The sequence below is a fragment of the Enterovibrio nigricans DSM 22720 genome (genome assembly GCF_900167155.1).
Taxonomy (GTDB): Bacteria; Pseudomonadota; Gammaproteobacteria; order Enterobacterales; family Vibrionaceae; genus Enterovibrio; species Enterovibrio nigricans.
In genome coordinates this window covers 1-15,676 of record NZ_FUXU01000087.1, presented here as the reverse complement: position 1 = coordinate 15,676, position 15,676 = coordinate 1, and the positions used below count along the sequence as shown (strand labels likewise).

The 15,676-nt window shown below is 45.8% G+C and carries 15 protein-coding genes and 1 pseudogene; 6 read left to right on the top strand and 10 right to left on the bottom strand.

Annotated features, from left to right (window positions below):
- Nucleotides 1-239: pseudogene (locus B5D35_RS19885) on the top strand (IS5/IS1182 family transposase); the annotation flags it as partial.
- Between the two features lie 23 nt (nt 240-262).
- Nucleotides 263-880 carry a riboflavin synthase subunit alpha gene (locus tag B5D35_RS19880; RefSeq protein WP_078754247.1) on the top strand — a complete coding sequence of 206 codons (618 nt, stop codon included), beginning with the start codon at nt 263-265 and terminating at the stop codon, nt 878-880.
- Nucleotides 881-929: 49 nt separating this feature from the next.
- Here B5D35_RS19880 and B5D35_RS19875 read toward each other — a convergent pair whose 3' ends face one another.
- The 9 genes from B5D35_RS19875 to B5D35_RS19835 form a co-directional block, all read right to left on the bottom strand.
- Nucleotides 930-1,133: a CPXCG motif-containing cysteine-rich protein gene (locus B5D35_RS19875; protein WP_078754246.1), complete on the bottom strand. Its 204-nt coding sequence runs from the start codon at nt 1,131-1,133 to the stop codon at nt 930-932.
- A 319-nt stretch (nt 1,134-1,452) separates the two neighbouring features.
- A complete protein-coding gene (hxpB, locus tag B5D35_RS19870; RefSeq protein ID WP_078754244.1) occupies nt 1,453-2,103 on the bottom strand; it encodes a hexitol phosphatase HxpB in 651 nt (216 codons plus the stop codon).
- A gap of 95 nt (nt 2,104-2,198) precedes the next feature.
- Nucleotides 2,199-3,062, bottom strand: coding sequence for a fructosamine kinase family protein (locus B5D35_RS19865; protein WP_078754243.1), 864 nt, complete (start codon nt 3,060-3,062; stop codon nt 2,199-2,201).
- A 159-nt stretch (nt 3,063-3,221) separates the two neighbouring features.
- Nucleotides 3,222-4,754: a histidine ammonia-lyase gene (gene hutH, locus B5D35_RS19860; RefSeq protein ID WP_078754242.1), complete on the bottom strand. Its 1,533-nt coding sequence runs from the start codon at nt 4,752-4,754 to the stop codon at nt 3,222-3,224.
- Nucleotides 4,755-4,762: 8 nt separating this feature from the next.
- On the bottom strand, nt 4,763-6,457 hold the full coding sequence (gene hutU / locus B5D35_RS19855; RefSeq protein WP_078754241.1) for a urocanate hydratase: 1,695 nt from the start codon (nt 6,455-6,457) through the stop codon (nt 4,763-4,765).
- Nucleotides 6,450-7,478, bottom strand: coding sequence for a formimidoylglutamase (hutG, locus tag B5D35_RS19850; protein ID WP_078754239.1), 1,029 nt, complete (start codon nt 7,476-7,478; stop codon nt 6,450-6,452). Before hutG ends, hutU begins: the two co-directional genes overlap by 8 nt.
- On the bottom strand, nt 7,468-8,679 hold the full coding sequence (gene hutI, locus B5D35_RS19845) for an imidazolonepropionase (protein ID WP_078754237.1): 1,212 nt from the start codon (nt 8,677-8,679) through the stop codon (nt 7,468-7,470). The genes hutG and hutI overlap by 11 nt, the downstream gene beginning before the upstream one ends.
- Before the next feature lie 128 nt (nt 8,680-8,807).
- Nucleotides 8,808-9,512 carry a histidine utilization transcriptional repressor HutC gene (gene hutC, locus B5D35_RS19840; protein ID WP_078754234.1) on the bottom strand — a complete coding sequence of 235 codons (705 nt, stop codon included), beginning with the start codon at nt 9,510-9,512 and terminating at the stop codon, nt 8,808-8,810.
- Between the two features lie 219 nt (nt 9,513-9,731).
- Nucleotides 9,732-10,529, bottom strand: coding sequence for a hypothetical protein (locus tag B5D35_RS19835; RefSeq protein WP_078754232.1), 798 nt, complete (start codon nt 10,527-10,529; stop codon nt 9,732-9,734).
- Between the two features lie 677 nt (nt 10,530-11,206).
- Between B5D35_RS19835 and thrS the strand changes: the two genes are divergently transcribed.
- The 4 genes from thrS (at nt 11,207) to rplT (ending at nt 14,387) form a co-directional block, all read left to right on the top strand.
- A complete protein-coding gene (gene thrS, locus B5D35_RS19830) occupies nt 11,207-13,135 on the top strand; it encodes a threonine--tRNA ligase (protein WP_078754230.1) in 1,929 nt (642 codons plus the stop codon).
- Between the two features lie 3 nt (nt 13,136-13,138).
- Nucleotides 13,139-13,684 (top strand): translation initiation factor IF-3, encoded by a 546-nt coding sequence (gene infC / locus B5D35_RS19825; protein ID WP_078754229.1) that lies wholly within the window; start codon nt 13,139-13,141, stop codon nt 13,682-13,684.
- Nucleotides 13,685-13,797: 113 nt separating this feature from the next.
- Entirely contained in the window at nt 13,798-13,992 is a 195-nt protein-coding gene (rpmI, locus tag B5D35_RS19820) for a 50S ribosomal protein L35 (RefSeq protein ID WP_078754227.1), read from the top strand.
- Nucleotides 13,993-14,033: 41 nt separating this feature from the next.
- A complete protein-coding gene (gene rplT, locus B5D35_RS19815; RefSeq protein ID WP_078754226.1) occupies nt 14,034-14,387 on the top strand; it encodes a 50S ribosomal protein L20 in 354 nt (117 codons plus the stop codon).
- A 58-nt stretch (nt 14,388-14,445) separates the two neighbouring features.
- Here rplT and B5D35_RS19810 read toward each other — a convergent pair whose 3' ends face one another.
- A complete protein-coding gene (locus tag B5D35_RS19810; RefSeq protein ID WP_078754225.1) occupies nt 14,446-15,534 on the bottom strand; it encodes a polysaccharide deacetylase family protein in 1,089 nt (362 codons plus the stop codon).
- Between the last annotated feature and the right edge of the window lie 142 nt (nt 15,535-15,676).

Sequence of the window (15,676 nt, the reverse complement as noted above, 5' to 3'; positions counted from 1 at the left end):
CTCGCAATTTAGCAGTAGGTTGTCAAAAGCTCTACGGCTCCAACAAGAAGTGGAAAAAGCGGTATGGCTATCACAAGCGCTCACTATCAGAGACAGCAATGTACCGAGTAAAACAGCTGCTAGGTGGGAAATTAAGCCTAAGAAATTACAATGCTCAGGTTGGCGAGACTTACGCTATGATCAAAGCGCTGAACAAGCTTACAGGACTGGGTATGCCTGAAACTCAGTATATTGCTTAAGAACCGAACAACTTTAGGCTGCCATGTCTTCCAACCGAATTAAGCAACAAAGCCCCGTTACTGACATCGTGAAAAAGACAGACTTCCAAAGCCATGCCGTATTGTTTCCGGACAATATGTTGGAAGGGCTGATTCCGGGGGCGTCAGTGGCACATAATGGATGTTGTCTCACTGTCACTAAAGTGGATGGGAATACAATTTGGTTCGATTTGATGCACGCCACGTTAAATCTGACGAACTTGGGATTGCTCGTCGTCGGCGATAAAATCAACCTTGAGCGAGCGGCAAAGTTTGGTGATGAAATTGGTGGTCATGCTATGTCGGGCCATATTATGTGTGTCGCCCGTGTTGTTGATGTCATTGATTCGGAAAACAATCGTCAAGTTTGGATTGAAGCCCCTGAAAAAATCGCCAAGTACCTTTTTGACAAAGGATATGTCGGTATTGATGGAATTAGCTTGACCATTGGCGAAGTGAGAAACAATCGTTTTTGCGTCAATCTAATTCCAGAAACACTTCAGCGAACCAATATGGGTTGGCGTGAAGTGGGGGATGAAGTCAATATTGAAGTTGACCCTCAAACGCAAGCGGTAGTGGATACTGTCGAGCGTGTTTTAGCCGCAAAAAATACAACTCTATGATAACAAATACAAAAGCCAGCAATCGCTGGCTTTTTCTATTTATTACCGGTTAAAAAATTTGTTCGTCGTCTGCGTCTACAAACAGATTGATAGTTTTATGTAACGAATCGATTTTCAGGTTTAGATGAATAGCGTTACAACACGCGGGGCAATCATCATAAAACTCCTGATCACCGCTGCTTGTATCCAAAGTAATGCGAATCCTGTGACCACAATGAGGGCAATCGATTCCTCTCTCTGTAAAGTTTTGCATGTTCTACTCCCTTTCTGAACTGCGAGCCAGCAACATGACGGCGTAAAGATAGCTGTTTCCCCAACCATTCATGTGTATTCATTGTAAGAACTCAAGAAGGTTCGCTCAGTGAAATAAGGGAAAAACTTGAGTTCAGGCAAGAAAATATTGGGAAATATTCCTCTCGTTGATGACTGCAATAAAATTCATTCGTTCCGTAAAGACTCATAAGTAACAAATGATTTCAATGGGTTATAAAATATACAAATAACGTGATACTGCTTCAACGTAATGAGCGGATGTGGCGATATTGTCCGAATAACTGCACAAATTTGCACGTTTATGGTGCTAAATTATGGGCACTTAATTCGTTTAGCGTTCGAAGTTTAATGTCACTGATCACCCACAGCTCTTTTGTGGCGGCGTTGTGCTCTGGTACTACGATGGTTTTCATCTGTGCTGATTTTGCAGCGAGTAAGCCAGCAAAAAAATCTTCAAACGCGATGCACTCTTTGGGGTCAAGGCCTAAGCCCTCAGCAGCATTCAGGTAAACTTCCGGGTGTGGCTTTCCATATTTAAGGTGTTCGGCCGAATAACGCTGCTCAAACCACTCCTCAATGTCCAGTGCTTTTAAGGTTGCATCAATGAGTCGCATAGGAGAAGAAGATGCTAACGCGATTTTCAGGTTGGCTTCTTTGCAAAGACGGAGCGCGTGGAGTACGCCCGGCATCATTGGTTTGTTGATACCCACAAGCTCGATGACTTTATCTAAGATCATTTCGCAAACTTGTTCGCAAGTGGGGCCTTGCCAGCATTGTGTTTTATAGTAGTTCTTAACGATTTGGTCGATACGAATGCCTGTGGTGTCGATCGTGTCTTGACGGGAAATTTTGACGCCAAGCTCTTGGAGAACGAGAAGCTGAGCATCTTGCCAAAAAGGCTCTGAATCGACGAGTAGGCCATCCATGTCGAAAATAGCAGCTTTAATCATAAAAATAGCGTCCTTAATACTTAGACGAAAAAAAGGGGTGCACTAGCACCCCTGGTATTTTGATGATTTTGCCGATAGACGGCAATTGACTTTGATTAAGCGAGCTCTAGTTTATTGATCAAAGTGGCAGTTTGTTCGATGTAATGACCACCAAAGAGGTTGCTGTGGTTCAGCAAATGGTAAAGGTTGTAGAGATCTTTACGTTCTTCAAAGCCTTCATCCATCGGCCATACCTCGTTGTAACCCGCATAGAACTCTTCTGGAAACCTCCCAAACAGTTGTGTCATTGCGACATCAACTTCTCGGTCTCCCCAGTAACTGGCAGGGTCATAAACCACAGGCCCAATAACTGTCATCGACGCATTGCCTTTCCAAAGGTCACCGTGGACGAGGCTTGCTTTAGGTTGATGACCATGCAGTTTATCTTTCACAGTATTGACGATGGTTTCGATATCTCCGAACGACATCCCTTTCTCTTCAGCAAGCTTGAGCTGCCAGCCTATACGATGGTCTGCGAAAAAAGAGGACCATTTACGGTGCCAACTATTGCGCTGCTCACTGGCACCAATATAGTTGTCAATATCAAAGCCGTACTCTAATTGTTCACCCCACTGATGCAGGCGTGCCAGTTCTTTTCCAAGTACATAGGCGTTTTCGGCATCGAGGGGTTTCATTGGGATGTAATCAAGAACGAGGACGGCTTTCTCTTTGATAACACCAATATAAATCACGCGAGGAACCGATATTTCACAACTGATGGCGAGATGTCTAAGACTCTCGGCTTCTGCTTCATAGATTGGTAACGTCTCTTTCGCATTGATTTTCACGAAGAACCGAATCTCGCCACAGCTAATGGCATAGCATTCGTTAATATCACCACCTTCGACCGGCATTTTTTCTTCAACTTCGAACTGTTGGCCGAGCGCAAGAGAAAGTTGCACAGAGAGGGAGTGCCACATAGGTATACCTCTATGATCTGATCAGCAAAATTGACGTTATAACAAAATAGTAGCGCAATATGGCGATTCTGATGTGTGTCAGAAGCCACATTCCAAGAAGGTATGAAAAATAATTTGTTAATCTGGCCTCATAGTTCGACAACCTCTATGCACTCTCTTTTAAATACTGGGTAGTAGCCGGTCAGGGACGAATTTGTTGTGGCTTGCCGTTGCCAGATGGCTCGCGGCTTTTTCTATATCTGGTGCAAAGTACCTGTCTTTATCGTAAAAACTGACATGCCCTCGAAGCTCGGCTTTGATTTGCTCAAGGTGAGATGACGTTTTCAATGGTGCCCGAAAATCGATACCTTGGCAGGCGGCGAGCATTTCGACAGCGAGTATTCCGCGCGTGTTTTCCGCCATTTCGCCTAATCGCCTTCCTGCAAATGTCGCCATGGAAACATGGTCTTCTTGATTCGCGGATGTTGGAAGGCTGTCGACGGAAGCCGGATGTGCCAAGGTTTTATTTTCGCTGGCGAGTGCTGCTGCTGTCACCTGCGCGATCATAAATCCGCTGTTTACTCCACCATTGTCGACAAGAAAAGGGGGCAACTTACTCAATGAGCTGTCGATGAGTAATGCCATTCGACGCTCAGATAGGCTCCCAATTTCTGCAATCGCCAGTGCGAGATTGTCTGCCGCCATGGCTACAGGCTCTGCATGGAAATTTCCGCCTGAGAGAATGTCACCCTCTTCATAAAAAACGATGGGGTTGTCAGAGATTGCATTGGCTTCTGTTTCTAACACTGCGGCGGCACTACGAATTTGTTGAAGACATGCCCCCATCACTTGAGGCTGACATCGCAGAGAGTAGGGGTCTTGAACTTTTTCGCAGGCTTGATGACTGTCGCCGATCTCACTCTGATTTTGAAGCAAGTGACGAAAAGCCGCCGCAGTGTCGATTTGCGCCTGATGGCCACGAAGTGCATGGATACGGTCATCAAAAGGTTTTCGGCTGCCTAGCGCTGCTTCGACGGAAAGTGCCCCCGTCGCGATGGCAGAAGCAAATAAATCTTCGGCGTGAAATAGGCCCTCAAGTGCGAAAGCCGTTGATGCTTGTGTTCCATTTAACAAAGCTAATCCTTCTTTGGGGCCTAACTGCAAGGCTTCCAACCCCGCTATTTTCAACGCCATAGCACCGGAGATAATTTCATTATTATGCCTTGCCAACCCTTCGCCCAGCAGTAATGTACTCATATGCGCGAGTGGTGCGAGGTCACCGGATGCGCCCACAGACCCTTTTTTAGGAATGCAGGGGTAAACTTCCGCGTTCAGTAAGGAAATGAGTGCTTCAACGATGGAATAGCGAATGCCTGAGTATCCACGTGCAAGGCTATTGATTTTAAGCGCCATCATTAGGCGCACCGTGTTATCGGCCATAAAATCGCCGATGCCAGCGGCATGGGAAAGAACAATAGAGCGCTGAAGCGTCTCTAGATCGTCACGTTCAATGCGGGTATTAGCGAGTAAGCCAAAGCCTGTATTTATGCCATAGACAACCCGCCCTTGGTCAAGTACATCATCGACCGTTCGTACGCTTTTTTCCATGAGACTTTCGGTGCCCGCTTCAAGGGTAATATTTACGGGCGCTCTGCTAATTTGGCGAAGTGAGCTCAGGGATAAGTTTCCGGGATTTATTGTCAATTTGTGCATGGTTAACCTCACTTCTTAACCGGTGTGTTGGGTAGTTGGAGCAAAGGCAAATCCAGATGCTGCTCCTTAGCGCAATTGATGGCGATACCATATCCCGCATCTGCATGGCGCATAACGCCAGTCGCGGGATCGTTGTGCAGAACACGAGCAATACGTTTGTCTGCATCTTTTGTTCCGTCACAAACAATGACAACACCAGAGTGTTGGGAGAAGCCCATACCGACTCCGCCGCCGTGATGTAAAGAAACCCAAGTCGCGCCAGAGGCTGTATTTAGAAGTGCATTCAGGAGTGGCCAATCAGATACGGCATCGGAGCCATCCATCATGCCTTCAGTTTCACGATTTGGACTGGCAACAGAGCCAGAATCCAGATGGTCTCTACCGATTACAATGGGTGCTTTCAATTCCCCGTTTCTGACCATTTCATTAAAGGCCAAACCCAGGCGGGCTCGGTCTTTTAGCCCTACCCAGCAAATGCGAGCAGGTAATCCTTGAAACTGAATGCGCTCTCTCGCCATATCAAGCCATTGATGTAGATGCGGATTGTCGGGTATCAATTCTTTTACTTTTTGGTCTGTTTTGTATATGTCTTCAGGATCGCCTGATAGCGCTACCCAGCGGAATGGGCCGATACCCTGGCAAAATAACGGGCGAATGTAGGCCGGTACAAATCCGGGGAAATCAAATGCGTTTTTTATGCCTTTTTCGAGTGCCATTTGGCGAATGTTATTCCCATAATCTAGGGTGGCTGCGCCGCGCTGTTGCAGTGTGAGCATGGATGACACTTGCTCAGCCATAGAGGATTTTGCTGCTTCGATAACACCCGCTTCATCAACTTTGCGTTTTTCGGCAGCGTCTTCCAGTGTCCAGCCACTGGGCAAATAGCCATTTAAAGGGTCATGCGCGGAAGTTTGATCAGTGACAACGTCGGGCGTGATATTCCGCGTGACCATTTCACTAAAAACATCCGCGGCATTTCCAAGAAGACCTATAGATATTGCTGAATTTTGGTCGAGTGCTTTGTGTAGAAGAGCAAGGGCCTCGTCTAAGTTGGTCGCCTTTTTGTCGAGATAACCGGTTCGCAGGCGGTAGTCAATGCGGCTTTCATCGCACTCTACAGCAATCATTGAAAATCCTGCCATGGTTGCAGCCAGTGGTTGTGCTCCCCCCATTCCCCCTAAACCACCAGTCAACACCCAGCGTCCTTTTGCATTACCGGCAAAATGTTTTTTTGCTACGGCCACAAATGTTTCATAAGTACCTTGAACGATTCCCTGTGAGCCGATGTAAATCCAGCTACCAGCTGTCATTTGCCCATACATCATCAGGCCTTGACGATCGAGTTCGTTAAAGTGTTCCCAGTTTGCCCAATGTGGAACAAGGTTGGAGTTGGCTATCAATACTCTTGGCGCGTCTTTATGGGTGGTAAAAACGCCAACAGGCTTGCCCGATTGAACGAGGAGTGTTTGGTCGTCTTCAAGGCGTTTTAGAACATCGATGATCTTATCGAAGCACTGCCAGTTTCTCGCTGCTCGACCAATACCGCCGTAGACAACAAGCGCATGAGGATGTTCTGCTACGTCAGGGTGAAGGTTATTCATCAGCATTCTGAGAGGAGCTTCTGTTAGCCATGACTTTGCATTTAGCGTCAAGCCCGTTGGCGCTGCAATTGCTCTATCGAGATCCATTCTTGGGTCAGTCATGATGACACTCCTTGTTCTTTAGGCTTAGTGGTTGATGCTTTTGATGATCAATGTAGTTTGTGATTGTCCAAACTAAACGTGCAGCTATACGCGCAGTTTGGTCGTCAATGTCAAAGCGAGGATTAAGCTCTGCAATATCTGCGAGTTTTAGCTTGCTGTTGTTTCTCTCGTCTTTTGCTTGCACAACATCCCGAACAAGCAACTCAATCGTGGGATAATCGACGCCATGTGTTGCAGGTGCGCTCACGCCTGGAGCGACGGCTGCAGGTAGAACGTCCAAATCAATGGTCAGATAGATGGCATCTACGCGATCAATAAAGCTCCGCAGCTTTTCACGCAGGGCAAAGCGAGATTCGGTATGTAGTTCTGTGTCTTCAATGCTGAAGACGGAGAGTGCGCTGGCTTTATCAAACAGAGCCTGTGTATTACTGGTTCTGCTTACGCCAATACATGCATAGTGAAACGGCCAATGGTGATTAGTACAGAACTCTGCGATTTGAGCGAAGGGTGTGCCTGAACTGCCGTGGAGGCTTTCATTATGGGGCGTGCGTAAATCAAAGTGAGCATCAAAATTAATGATGCCAATATTTGGTGGAGAGTGATGGCCTTTTTGTTGAAAGTGATTCGCTAAACCTTGAAAAGAGCCCCATGCTACCTCGTGTCCACCACCTAAAACGATGGGGATGTGTTTTTGCTTGATGGCTGCACTGATCGTGTCTGCCAGTTGCTTTTGGGCCTTGCATAAATCGTGATCATCGCAACAAACATTGCCAACATCATAAAGAGGCACTGCTTTGTGAGAAGGCAGGTTAGCCAATGCACGTCGAATTTTATTCGGACCTGCATATGCACCAGTACGTCCTTTGTTTCTTGATACACCTTCATCACACGCAAAGCCAATAAGCATGATGCCAGGTTCATCTGCAGTCTCTGCGGATTGCACCCGTTGATGAAATCTCTGTCCTAAATCACCGTCTTCGTCATCAACTCTGCCACTCCAAATTTTCATATCAACAGTCATTGGCAAATTCTCCTTTCAAGTATCTAGAATGAAGGGGAGATAGGCCAATTTGGTAGCTAAGTTGTGCCGGTGACGTTAAGTCCCAAACGGAAAAATCCGCATCGAAACCCGGTTGTATTTGACCAATATTTGTTGTGCCAAGTGCGCGGGCTGCGTGATTTGTCACCCCGAAGAAGGTCTCTTTAGGTGTTAGGCCAAACAGTGTAGAAGCCATATTCATCATGAGAGTCAAGCTGGCAAACGGCGAAGTGCCGGGGTTGAAATCTGTTGCCACCGCCATAGGAACACCGTGTTTGCGGAGAAGATTGACGGGCGGTTTTTGCGTTTCGTTTAAGAAATAAAACGCGCCAGGCAACAAAGTAGCAATCGTGCCGTTAGCAGCCAGCGACTCAATACTTTTCAAGTTGATGTATTCGATATGGTCAACGGATAACGCGCCCATATTGGCGGCACACTCGCTACCACCTAAGTCTGACAACTGTTCAGTGTGGCCCTTTATCGCTAAGCCATGAATCAGCGCTGATTCAAATACTCTCTCCATTTGTATTCGAGTGAAGCCAATACCTTCACAAAAAACATCCACAGCATCAGCGAGCCCCATGGATGCGACTTCTGGGATCATCTCGTTGCAAATCGTATCGACATACGCTTCTGGTGAATCGCGAAATTCAGGGGGCACTGTGTGAGCGGCTAACAGGGTGGTTTTGACATTGATGGGTAACTCTTTCTGCAAGCGTTTAGCTACCCGCAGCATTTTGATTTCATCACCCATGGTCAGGCCGTAGCCGCTTTTTATTTCCACGGTTGTTACACCGTCACTAATTAGCGCCTTTGCACGTGGAATAGCAAGGTCTAATAGCGTATCGGCACTTGCTTTTCTCGTTGCGCTTACCGTCGCGAGTATGCCGCCACCGTTAGCAAGAATATGCGCATATGACATGCCATTGAGGCGTTGTTCTCTCTCTTTGGCACGATCACCTGCAAAAACAAGGTGAGTATGACAATCGATGAGCCCAGGGGTCACAAGACGGTTTTCAAGCGAAATAAGGTCAAAACCATCCGTTGGAAGGTCTTTCCCAATTGCAGTAATGACACCGTTTTCTACGGCGATCATCATGCTTTTCTGAACGTCATAGCCTGAAGATTGTGACACACAGCCTTCTGCACTCACTAAGTGGCAGTCTGTGAATATCCGTTTCATCGAACGCACCATTCTATTATGTCTATACAAATGTATAGACAAATAATAAAGGTAACGCAAAAAAATATTCTTTATTTTTTATCGAAGGGTGTAAAACCTAAGGGACAAAACCTTGGCAGGCCAGATTTTTAAACGTGTGCAGTTGCGCTCAGCTTGTATCTGTTTCCCGGATGATAGAGCAGGGCGGCGCTGACCAGTTGATTATCGCTCCATGTTCTGCGGTGAAGTAACAGGCAAGGCTGGGCATTGTCTATTTGTAATAAATCGGCGATAGAGGGTGGGGGTAAAATAGCTTCAACTGTGTGCTCAATAGTGCTTAATGGACAGGTTTCCACAAGGTATTGATTCGGTGTGACGTAGGAGAAATCCTGCTCTAAATAGTCAGGAGCATGTTTCGGGCTGACCCAGCGGAGCTCAACCTGAATGGGCGTTTCGTCAGCGTAGTGCACAATATCACTTTTAAATACATCGCTGCCAAGCATTATGCCAAGACGCATTGCAACGTCTTCTGGTGCGGTGATCCGTGAAAGATGAATGACTTCACTGTGGTAGGTTTGCCCTCGTGAACGGATTTCGTCTGCAATGTTTTTTATGTCCATGAGCGGACTTTCAGCTTTTCGCTGGCAGACAAACGTTCCAAGACGTGGTGTACGTTCTAGCCAACCTTCGTTGACAAGGTCACGCACTGCTTTATTGACCGTCATTCGGCTGACAGAAAACTGTTCACACAATTCCGCTTCAGTCGGAATACGTGCGCCAACGGGCCATTTTCCGGATGTCATTTTTTGCTCAAGAAATAGCTTAATTTGTTTGAAGCGTGGTGGGTTAGCCATGATATGCCGAGTGTGAAATTAATTGTGTATACAAATAATATGAGATATGGCTTGAAATTAATCAAGTGCTAATGAAATACAACGTAAAGGCTGAACGATCGTATATGACATAGCGCTTAGGGATAAGTAGATGTTTTCGTGTCTATTTGCCGGTTATTGTTTTAATAAATGCCGCAGAAAAATTCTACGGCATTGACCTTATTTGAAGAGGTTAGAGAGTTACACCCACATGAACTCGTCAGCTGCCGCAGGCATAGTTGTGTCGCCACAACCACAGCTTGAACCATGGCCTGCACCGTGGCCTGCACCGTGACCTGTTTCGTGGCCAGTTAACCAGCCCATGCCCATATCCGCTGGATAGAGGTTGTCGACAACGTTTCCAAACACCTCGTTGTTATGGTTTTCCCACGCTTCTAAGGCTGGTTTGACGACGCCATCATGAATAACGGTGTCAAACACAAAGCTTTGGCAATCATCTAGAAGAAGTGGGGCTTGAGAAATTTCATTGCAGCCGATTACGCCAGTGAGCAGTTCACTTGAGGCTTCCGCGACAATTTCAAGTGGAATCGTCAGGAGATCGATATCGTGTTCAAGGTGCATCGCGAGGTGCTCTTCTGCGGTTTCAATAATTTCGCCAACGCCTTCTTTGATGATCTCTGGCACACATTCAGCATTGCCTTCACATACAGCATCAACCACTTCGCCAGTTGTTGAAACAACCGTCCCTACAGCTTGGCCTGCTTGAGCAACATTCATCATGAAGTGATGAGTGACGATCTCTGCAGCATCAGTAACACCGTCTACCACTGTAGCGCACGCTGCGGTTATGCCGTTGATTATGGGTATATCAACGGTGACCTCTGCGACTTTATCGGCAGCGATGCTGATGCATTCTTCAACGACACTGACAGCAGTACTAACCACGTTTGTTGCACCGGTTACAACGTCAGAGATTGCATCACCTACAGCGCTTATTGCATCGCCAATTCCTTTGAAAATATTCGTAAACCATCCCATGATGTTTCTTCCTTTATATTGTGAAGTTATGTTCACGTTCCATAAATGTCCCGTCGTGCTAAATCGAGACAGCGTCAATGCAATCCGTCAAAATGCGCCTATCTTGCTGATGTGAAGATATCTAAACGTATTGCAAACCCCTTTTACCTAGCGGCTGAGTTCCTGTTGTATCGATGGCAATATAGAGAGTCGTTCTTTTTATTACGTCGTCACACTATGTTGGGTTTAAGCCTTACTACCTAGGTATGTTATTTAGCATTTGCTAAATAGCAATTTCGTTGCCTGTTGACTGAGTGCTTAATTCGAATGTCACTCTCTTTATTTAGTGGGAGGGTAAAATCAGGCATTCGTACTAATTACGGTATGTATTTATCGTTAAGTCAGGGGAATTGAAGTGGTGGTTTTGTATGTTATCTAATTTGGCTGTGAGGGCTGCAGTTGCGACCTGACAGGGTGAGAGCGCAGTAAATACGTGAAAGTTCTTTAGATTGGTTGTGTTATCAGATAACACGGTTACAATTCAATCCTGCTCTCGTACGTCCATTTTGATTTGTACCAAAAAATGTACCAAATGAGCAAAAACAACTAAGCCCTAAACTTAACTGGCTGTTATTTATAGGGAAAAACAACAACAAGTGTTACTGCGTATGTAACACCACTGTAAATAGGACATAAAGATGCCTGTAATTACCCTTCCTGACGGTAGTCAACGTTCTTTTGACAACCCAGTTTCTACTCTTGATGTAGCACTAGACATCGGCCCTGGTCTTGCGAAAGCATGTATCGCTGGTCGTGTTGATGGCAAACGCGTTGATGCGTGCGATCTGATCGAACAAGATGCGAACTTGGAAATCATCACAGCGAAAGACGAAGACGGTCTTGAAATCATTCGCCACTCATGTGCTCACTTGTTAGGTCACGCGATCAAGCAACTGTTCCCTGATGTGAAAATGGCGATCGGTCCAACAATCGATAGTGGTTTCTACTATGACGTCGATTTAGACCGTTCTATTACGCAAGAAGATCTTGATGCGATCGAAAAGCGCATGAAAGACCTTGCTAAGACCAAATACCAGGTCATTAAGAAGAATGTAAGCTGGCAAGAAGCACGTGACACGTTTGAGTCACGTGGTGAAACTTACAAGATTGAAATCTTGGATGAGAACGTATCGCGCGAAGATCGTCCAGGTTTGTACCATCACGAAGAATACATCGACATGTGTCGTGGTCCACACGTGCCAAACATGAGCTTCTGTCAGAACTTTAAAATTCTGAACGTAGCGGGTGCATACTGGCGTGGCAACAGCGACAACAAGATGCTACAACGTATTTACGGTACTGCGTTTTACGACAAGAAAGAGCTGAAAGCTCACCTTGTTCGCCTTGAAGAAGCGGCAAAGCGCGACCACCGTAAACTGGGTAAGCAACTTGATCTGTACCACATGCAGCAAGAAGCACCAGGCATGGTATTTTGGCACCATAATGGTTGGACTGTATTCCGTGAGCTTGAAGTGTTCATTCGTGAAAAACTGAATGAATACGAATATCAGGAAGTAAAAGGCCCATTGATCATGGACCGCGTCCTATGGGAACGTTCAGGTCACTGGGACAAATATGCGGATTACATGTTCACGACGCATTCTGAAAGCCGTGAATATGCATTGAAGCCAATGAACTGTCCTGGCCACGTTCAGATTTTCAACCAAGGTTTGAAGTCATACCGCGATCTGCCATTGCGTATGGCAGAGTTCGGTAGCTGTCACCGCAACGAGCCGTCAGGTGCGCTGCATGGTCTGATGCGTGTCCGTGGTTTTACTCAGGATGATGCACACATCTTCTGTACTCCTGAACAGGTTCAGAAAGAAGTGACGTCGTGTATCGAGATGGTATACGACACATACAAGACATTCGGCTTTGACGAAATCGTAGTTAAGCTGTCTACTCGCCCTGAAATGCGTGTAGGTTCGGATGAAATGTGGGATCGCGCGGAGACTGCTTTGGCAGAAGCTCTCGATGCCATGAATATTAAGTTCGAAATCTTGGATGGCGAAGGCGCATTCTACGGTCCTAAGATTGAATTTACTTTGCATGATTGTTTGGATCGTGCGTGGCAGTGTGGTACTGTGCAGCTCGATTTTGCTCTACCTGAGCGATTGGGCGCGACTTACGTTGGTGAAGACAACGAACGTCACACTCCGGTAATGATTCACCGTGCGGTTCTAGGTTCATTGGAACGTTTTATCGGTATTTTGATCGAAGAATACGCGGGTCATTTCCCAACCTGGCTGGCGCCGCAACAAGCGGTTGTGATGAATATCACCGACAATCAGGCGGAATATGTTCAGGAAGTAGCGAAAAAACTGCAAAAAGCAGGATTTAGAGCGTCAGCGGACTTGAGAAACGAGAAGATTGGCTTTAAAATCCGCGAACATACTTTGAAGCGCGTACCTTATATGTTGGTTTGCGGCGACCAAGAAATGGAAGCCGGTGAAATCGCAGTACGTACACGCAAAGGTAAAGATTTGGGTAAATTCAAGATTGAAGATTTCGTTTCTCTGCTCGAGAAAGAAGTTCGTACCCGAATGCTCAATATTTTGGAGGAATAAGGTATTAAAGGCGCAAGAAAAGCCCCGGTTAAACAAAATGCTCATCGTTTGAACGACGAAATTCGCGGTATCGCTGAAGTTCGTTTGACTGGTCTTGACGGTGAGGCTATTGGCGTTGTTTCAATCCAAGAAGCTCTTAAAACCGCTGAAGATGCGGGAGTAGATTTGGTCGAAATCAGCCCTAATGCCGAGCCGCCAGTTTGTCGAGTTATGGACTACGGCAAATTCCTCTATGAAAAGAGCAAGGCTACGAAAGAGCAGAAGAAAAAACAAAAGGTTATTCAGGTTAAGGAAATCAAATTCCGTCCTGGTACCGATATTGGCGACTATCAGGTAAAACTACGCAACCTGATTCGCTTTATTGAAGAGGGTAACAAGGTCAAGGTCACAATCCGTTTCCGCGGGCGCGAAATGGCGCACCAGGATATCGGTGTTGACGTTTTGAATCGTTTGAAGGAAGACACTGCTGAACTTTGTTTGGTAGAAAGCTTCCCGACTCGAATCGAAGGTCGTCAAATGATCATGGTTCTTGCCCCTAAAAAGAAGTAATTTCGGCATACAAGTAACCTAGAGGTTTAGCACTGTCTCACTTGAGCAGGGCTAAGTCTCTTTGTTCGCCAAATTACACTGTTATTAATGCATACAATGCGGAGTTATTCATCATGCCTAAGATGAAAGCAAACAAAGGTGCTTCTAAGCGTTTCAAGAAAACTGCTGGTGGCTTCAAGTTTAAGCGTGCTACTAAGCGCCACATCCTGACTAAGCGTTCTACTAAGAACAAACGTCAACTGCGTCCAAACTCACTTCTGCCTAAGTGCGAAGTGGCTGCAGTTGCTCGTATGCTTCCATACGCATAATTTTTCTTAGTTTATTAACGATTTAGTTTAGGAGAGAGTCCATGGCTCGCGTAAAACGTGGTGTACAAGCTCGTGCACGTCATAAGAAAGTTCTAAAACAAGCTAAAGGTTACTACGGTGCACGTTCACGTGTTTACCGCGTAGCTTTCCAAGCAGTTACCAAAGCTGGTCAATACGCTTACCGTGACCGTCGTCAGAAGAAACGTCAATTCCGTCAACTGTGGATTGCACGTATCAATGCTGCGGCTCGTCAAAATGGTATGTCTTACAGCCGTTTCATCAACGGTCTGAAGAAAGCGTCTATCGAAATCGATCGTAAGATCCTGGCTGATATCGCAGTATTCGACAAAGCAACATTTGCTGTACTTGTTGAGAAAGCGAAAGCTGCTCTGTAATTAATTACAGATTAGAATTTGCAAGAAAAGGGGAGCTTCGGCTCCCCTTTTTCTTTATCTAGATCTGTGCCTCTGGCATTTTCAAAGGGGTGGGGTGTTCCATCCATTCAATGAGTGTGTTTAAGTTTATAAAACGAACCTCTGGCTTGGTTAACGCATACTTAATAAAGTGAACTAGGGCGGTGCGCCTATCTTCGACAGATGATTCAGGGGTAATAAACAAAGGTTGTTGACTTAAATCGGCATAATATTCGGAATGAAGCCCCAGTATCAGTGGTGCTCTGTTGCCTTTTAGTCGCAAGTCTAAATTATGCGCGTAGATTGCGAAAACGTCTCTACCAGATAATCCATAGCCTCCCCCAGAAGAGTTGTTATACAAATTACAGTCAAAGTTGTCGCCCTTGCCTTTCTCTGTATCAAACCAATCTACTCTGTCGGCAATTTTCTCTCTTAACGAGTACTTTAATCCGTATTTTTCTGACTCGCTGCCCGGCGGGACTATAAGGTTATGCGTAGGGATTTCCCAAAGACCTGGAAAGTTAGATATTTTCGGTTTCCAGCCATTTTCCACCGCAATGTTATGTTCAGGACTGCCGTTATCCAATGTGTAAGGCCAATAATTGTTTGTACCGTCATGAGAGGGTGTATTGCCAGCAGGAAAGCTGGAGTCATATTTAATACCATTGTCTAACAAGGCTTGTAGTAAGTTGTCGTCATAGCACATGAATGGAGCTCGAAATCCCGAGACAGTATCGATGTTAACACCACCGTTTTCGGTATCGAGAGTGAGAAAGTCATTGCACAGTCTGACTTGATGCTGCCAACACTCTGGTTGAACATCGTTATCGAGAGGGTTCCCAAAGAGGTGTGCATCGGTGTGATTGCCGAGATCATGCTTTTGTGCATGGGCTTTCCGCCACAACGTTAGCATCTCTTCTCTGTCCGAAGAAAGTGCGCTTTGTACAAAAAATGTAGCTGATATTGCTTTGTTTGAATGCTCATCATGCCCGCTGGGGTTTTGGAAAAACTCTAGCATTTGAAGTACCCAGGTCAGGCCGTTTAAATCATAGTTGTCATCAAATGACAAACAGACAAACAGACAAACAGACAAACAGACAAACAGACAAACAGACAAACAGACAAACATAGGCGTGTCTTCAATATTAATTGGGGATGTTTGGAGAGCTAAACGAGGCTTTGTTGCTTAATTCGGTTGGAAGACATGGCAGCCTAAAGTTGTTCGGTTCTTAAGCAATATACTGAGTTTCAGGCATACCCAGTCCTGTAAG

Bases quoted from the DNA above. Each gene is read 5' to 3' on its own strand.
- B5D35_RS19875 (WP_078754246.1), bottom strand. From the start codon at position 1,133: ATGCAAAACTTTACAGAGAGAGGAATCGATTGCCCTCATTGTGGTCAC.
- B5D35_RS19835 (WP_078754232.1), bottom strand. From the start codon at position 10,529: ATGGGATGGTTTACGAATATTTTCAAAGGAATTGGCGATGCAATAAGC.
- thrS (WP_078754230.1), top strand. From the start codon at position 11,207: ATGCCTGTAATTACCCTTCCTGACGGTAGTCAACGTTCTTTTGACAAC.
- hutI (WP_078754237.1), bottom strand. From the start codon at position 8,679: ATGAAACGGATATTCACAGACTGCCACTTAGTGAGTGCAGAAGGCTGT.
- rpmI (WP_078754227.1), top strand. From the start codon at position 13,798: ATGCCTAAGATGAAAGCAAACAAAGGTGCTTCTAAGCGTTTCAAGAAA.
- hxpB (WP_078754244.1), bottom strand. From the start codon at position 2,103: ATGATTAAAGCTGCTATTTTCGACATGGATGGCCTACTCGTCGATTCA.
- hutC (WP_078754234.1), bottom strand. From the start codon at position 9,512: ATGGCTAACCCACCACGCTTCAAACAAATTAAGCTATTTCTTGAGCAA.
- rplT (WP_078754226.1), top strand. From the start codon at position 14,034: ATGGCTCGCGTAAAACGTGGTGTACAAGCTCGTGCACGTCATAAGAAA.
- B5D35_RS19810 (WP_078754225.1), bottom strand. From the start codon at position 15,534: ATGTTTGTCTGTTTGTCTGTTTGTCTGTTTGTCTGTTTGTCTGTTTGT.
- hutU (WP_078754241.1), bottom strand. From the start codon at position 6,457: ATGACTGACCCAAGAATGGATCTCGATAGAGCAATTGCAGCGCCAACG.
- B5D35_RS19880 (WP_078754247.1), top strand. From the start codon at position 263: ATGTCTTCCAACCGAATTAAGCAACAAAGCCCCGTTACTGACATCGTG.
- hutG (WP_078754239.1), bottom strand. From the start codon at position 7,478: ATGACTGTTGATATGAAAATTTGGAGTGGCAGAGTTGATGACGAAGAC.
- B5D35_RS19865 (WP_078754243.1), bottom strand. From the start codon at position 3,062: ATGTGGCACTCCCTCTCTGTGCAACTTTCTCTTGCGCTCGGCCAACAG.
- hutH (WP_078754242.1), bottom strand. From the start codon at position 4,754: ATGCACAAATTGACAATAAATCCCGGAAACTTATCCCTGAGCTCACTT.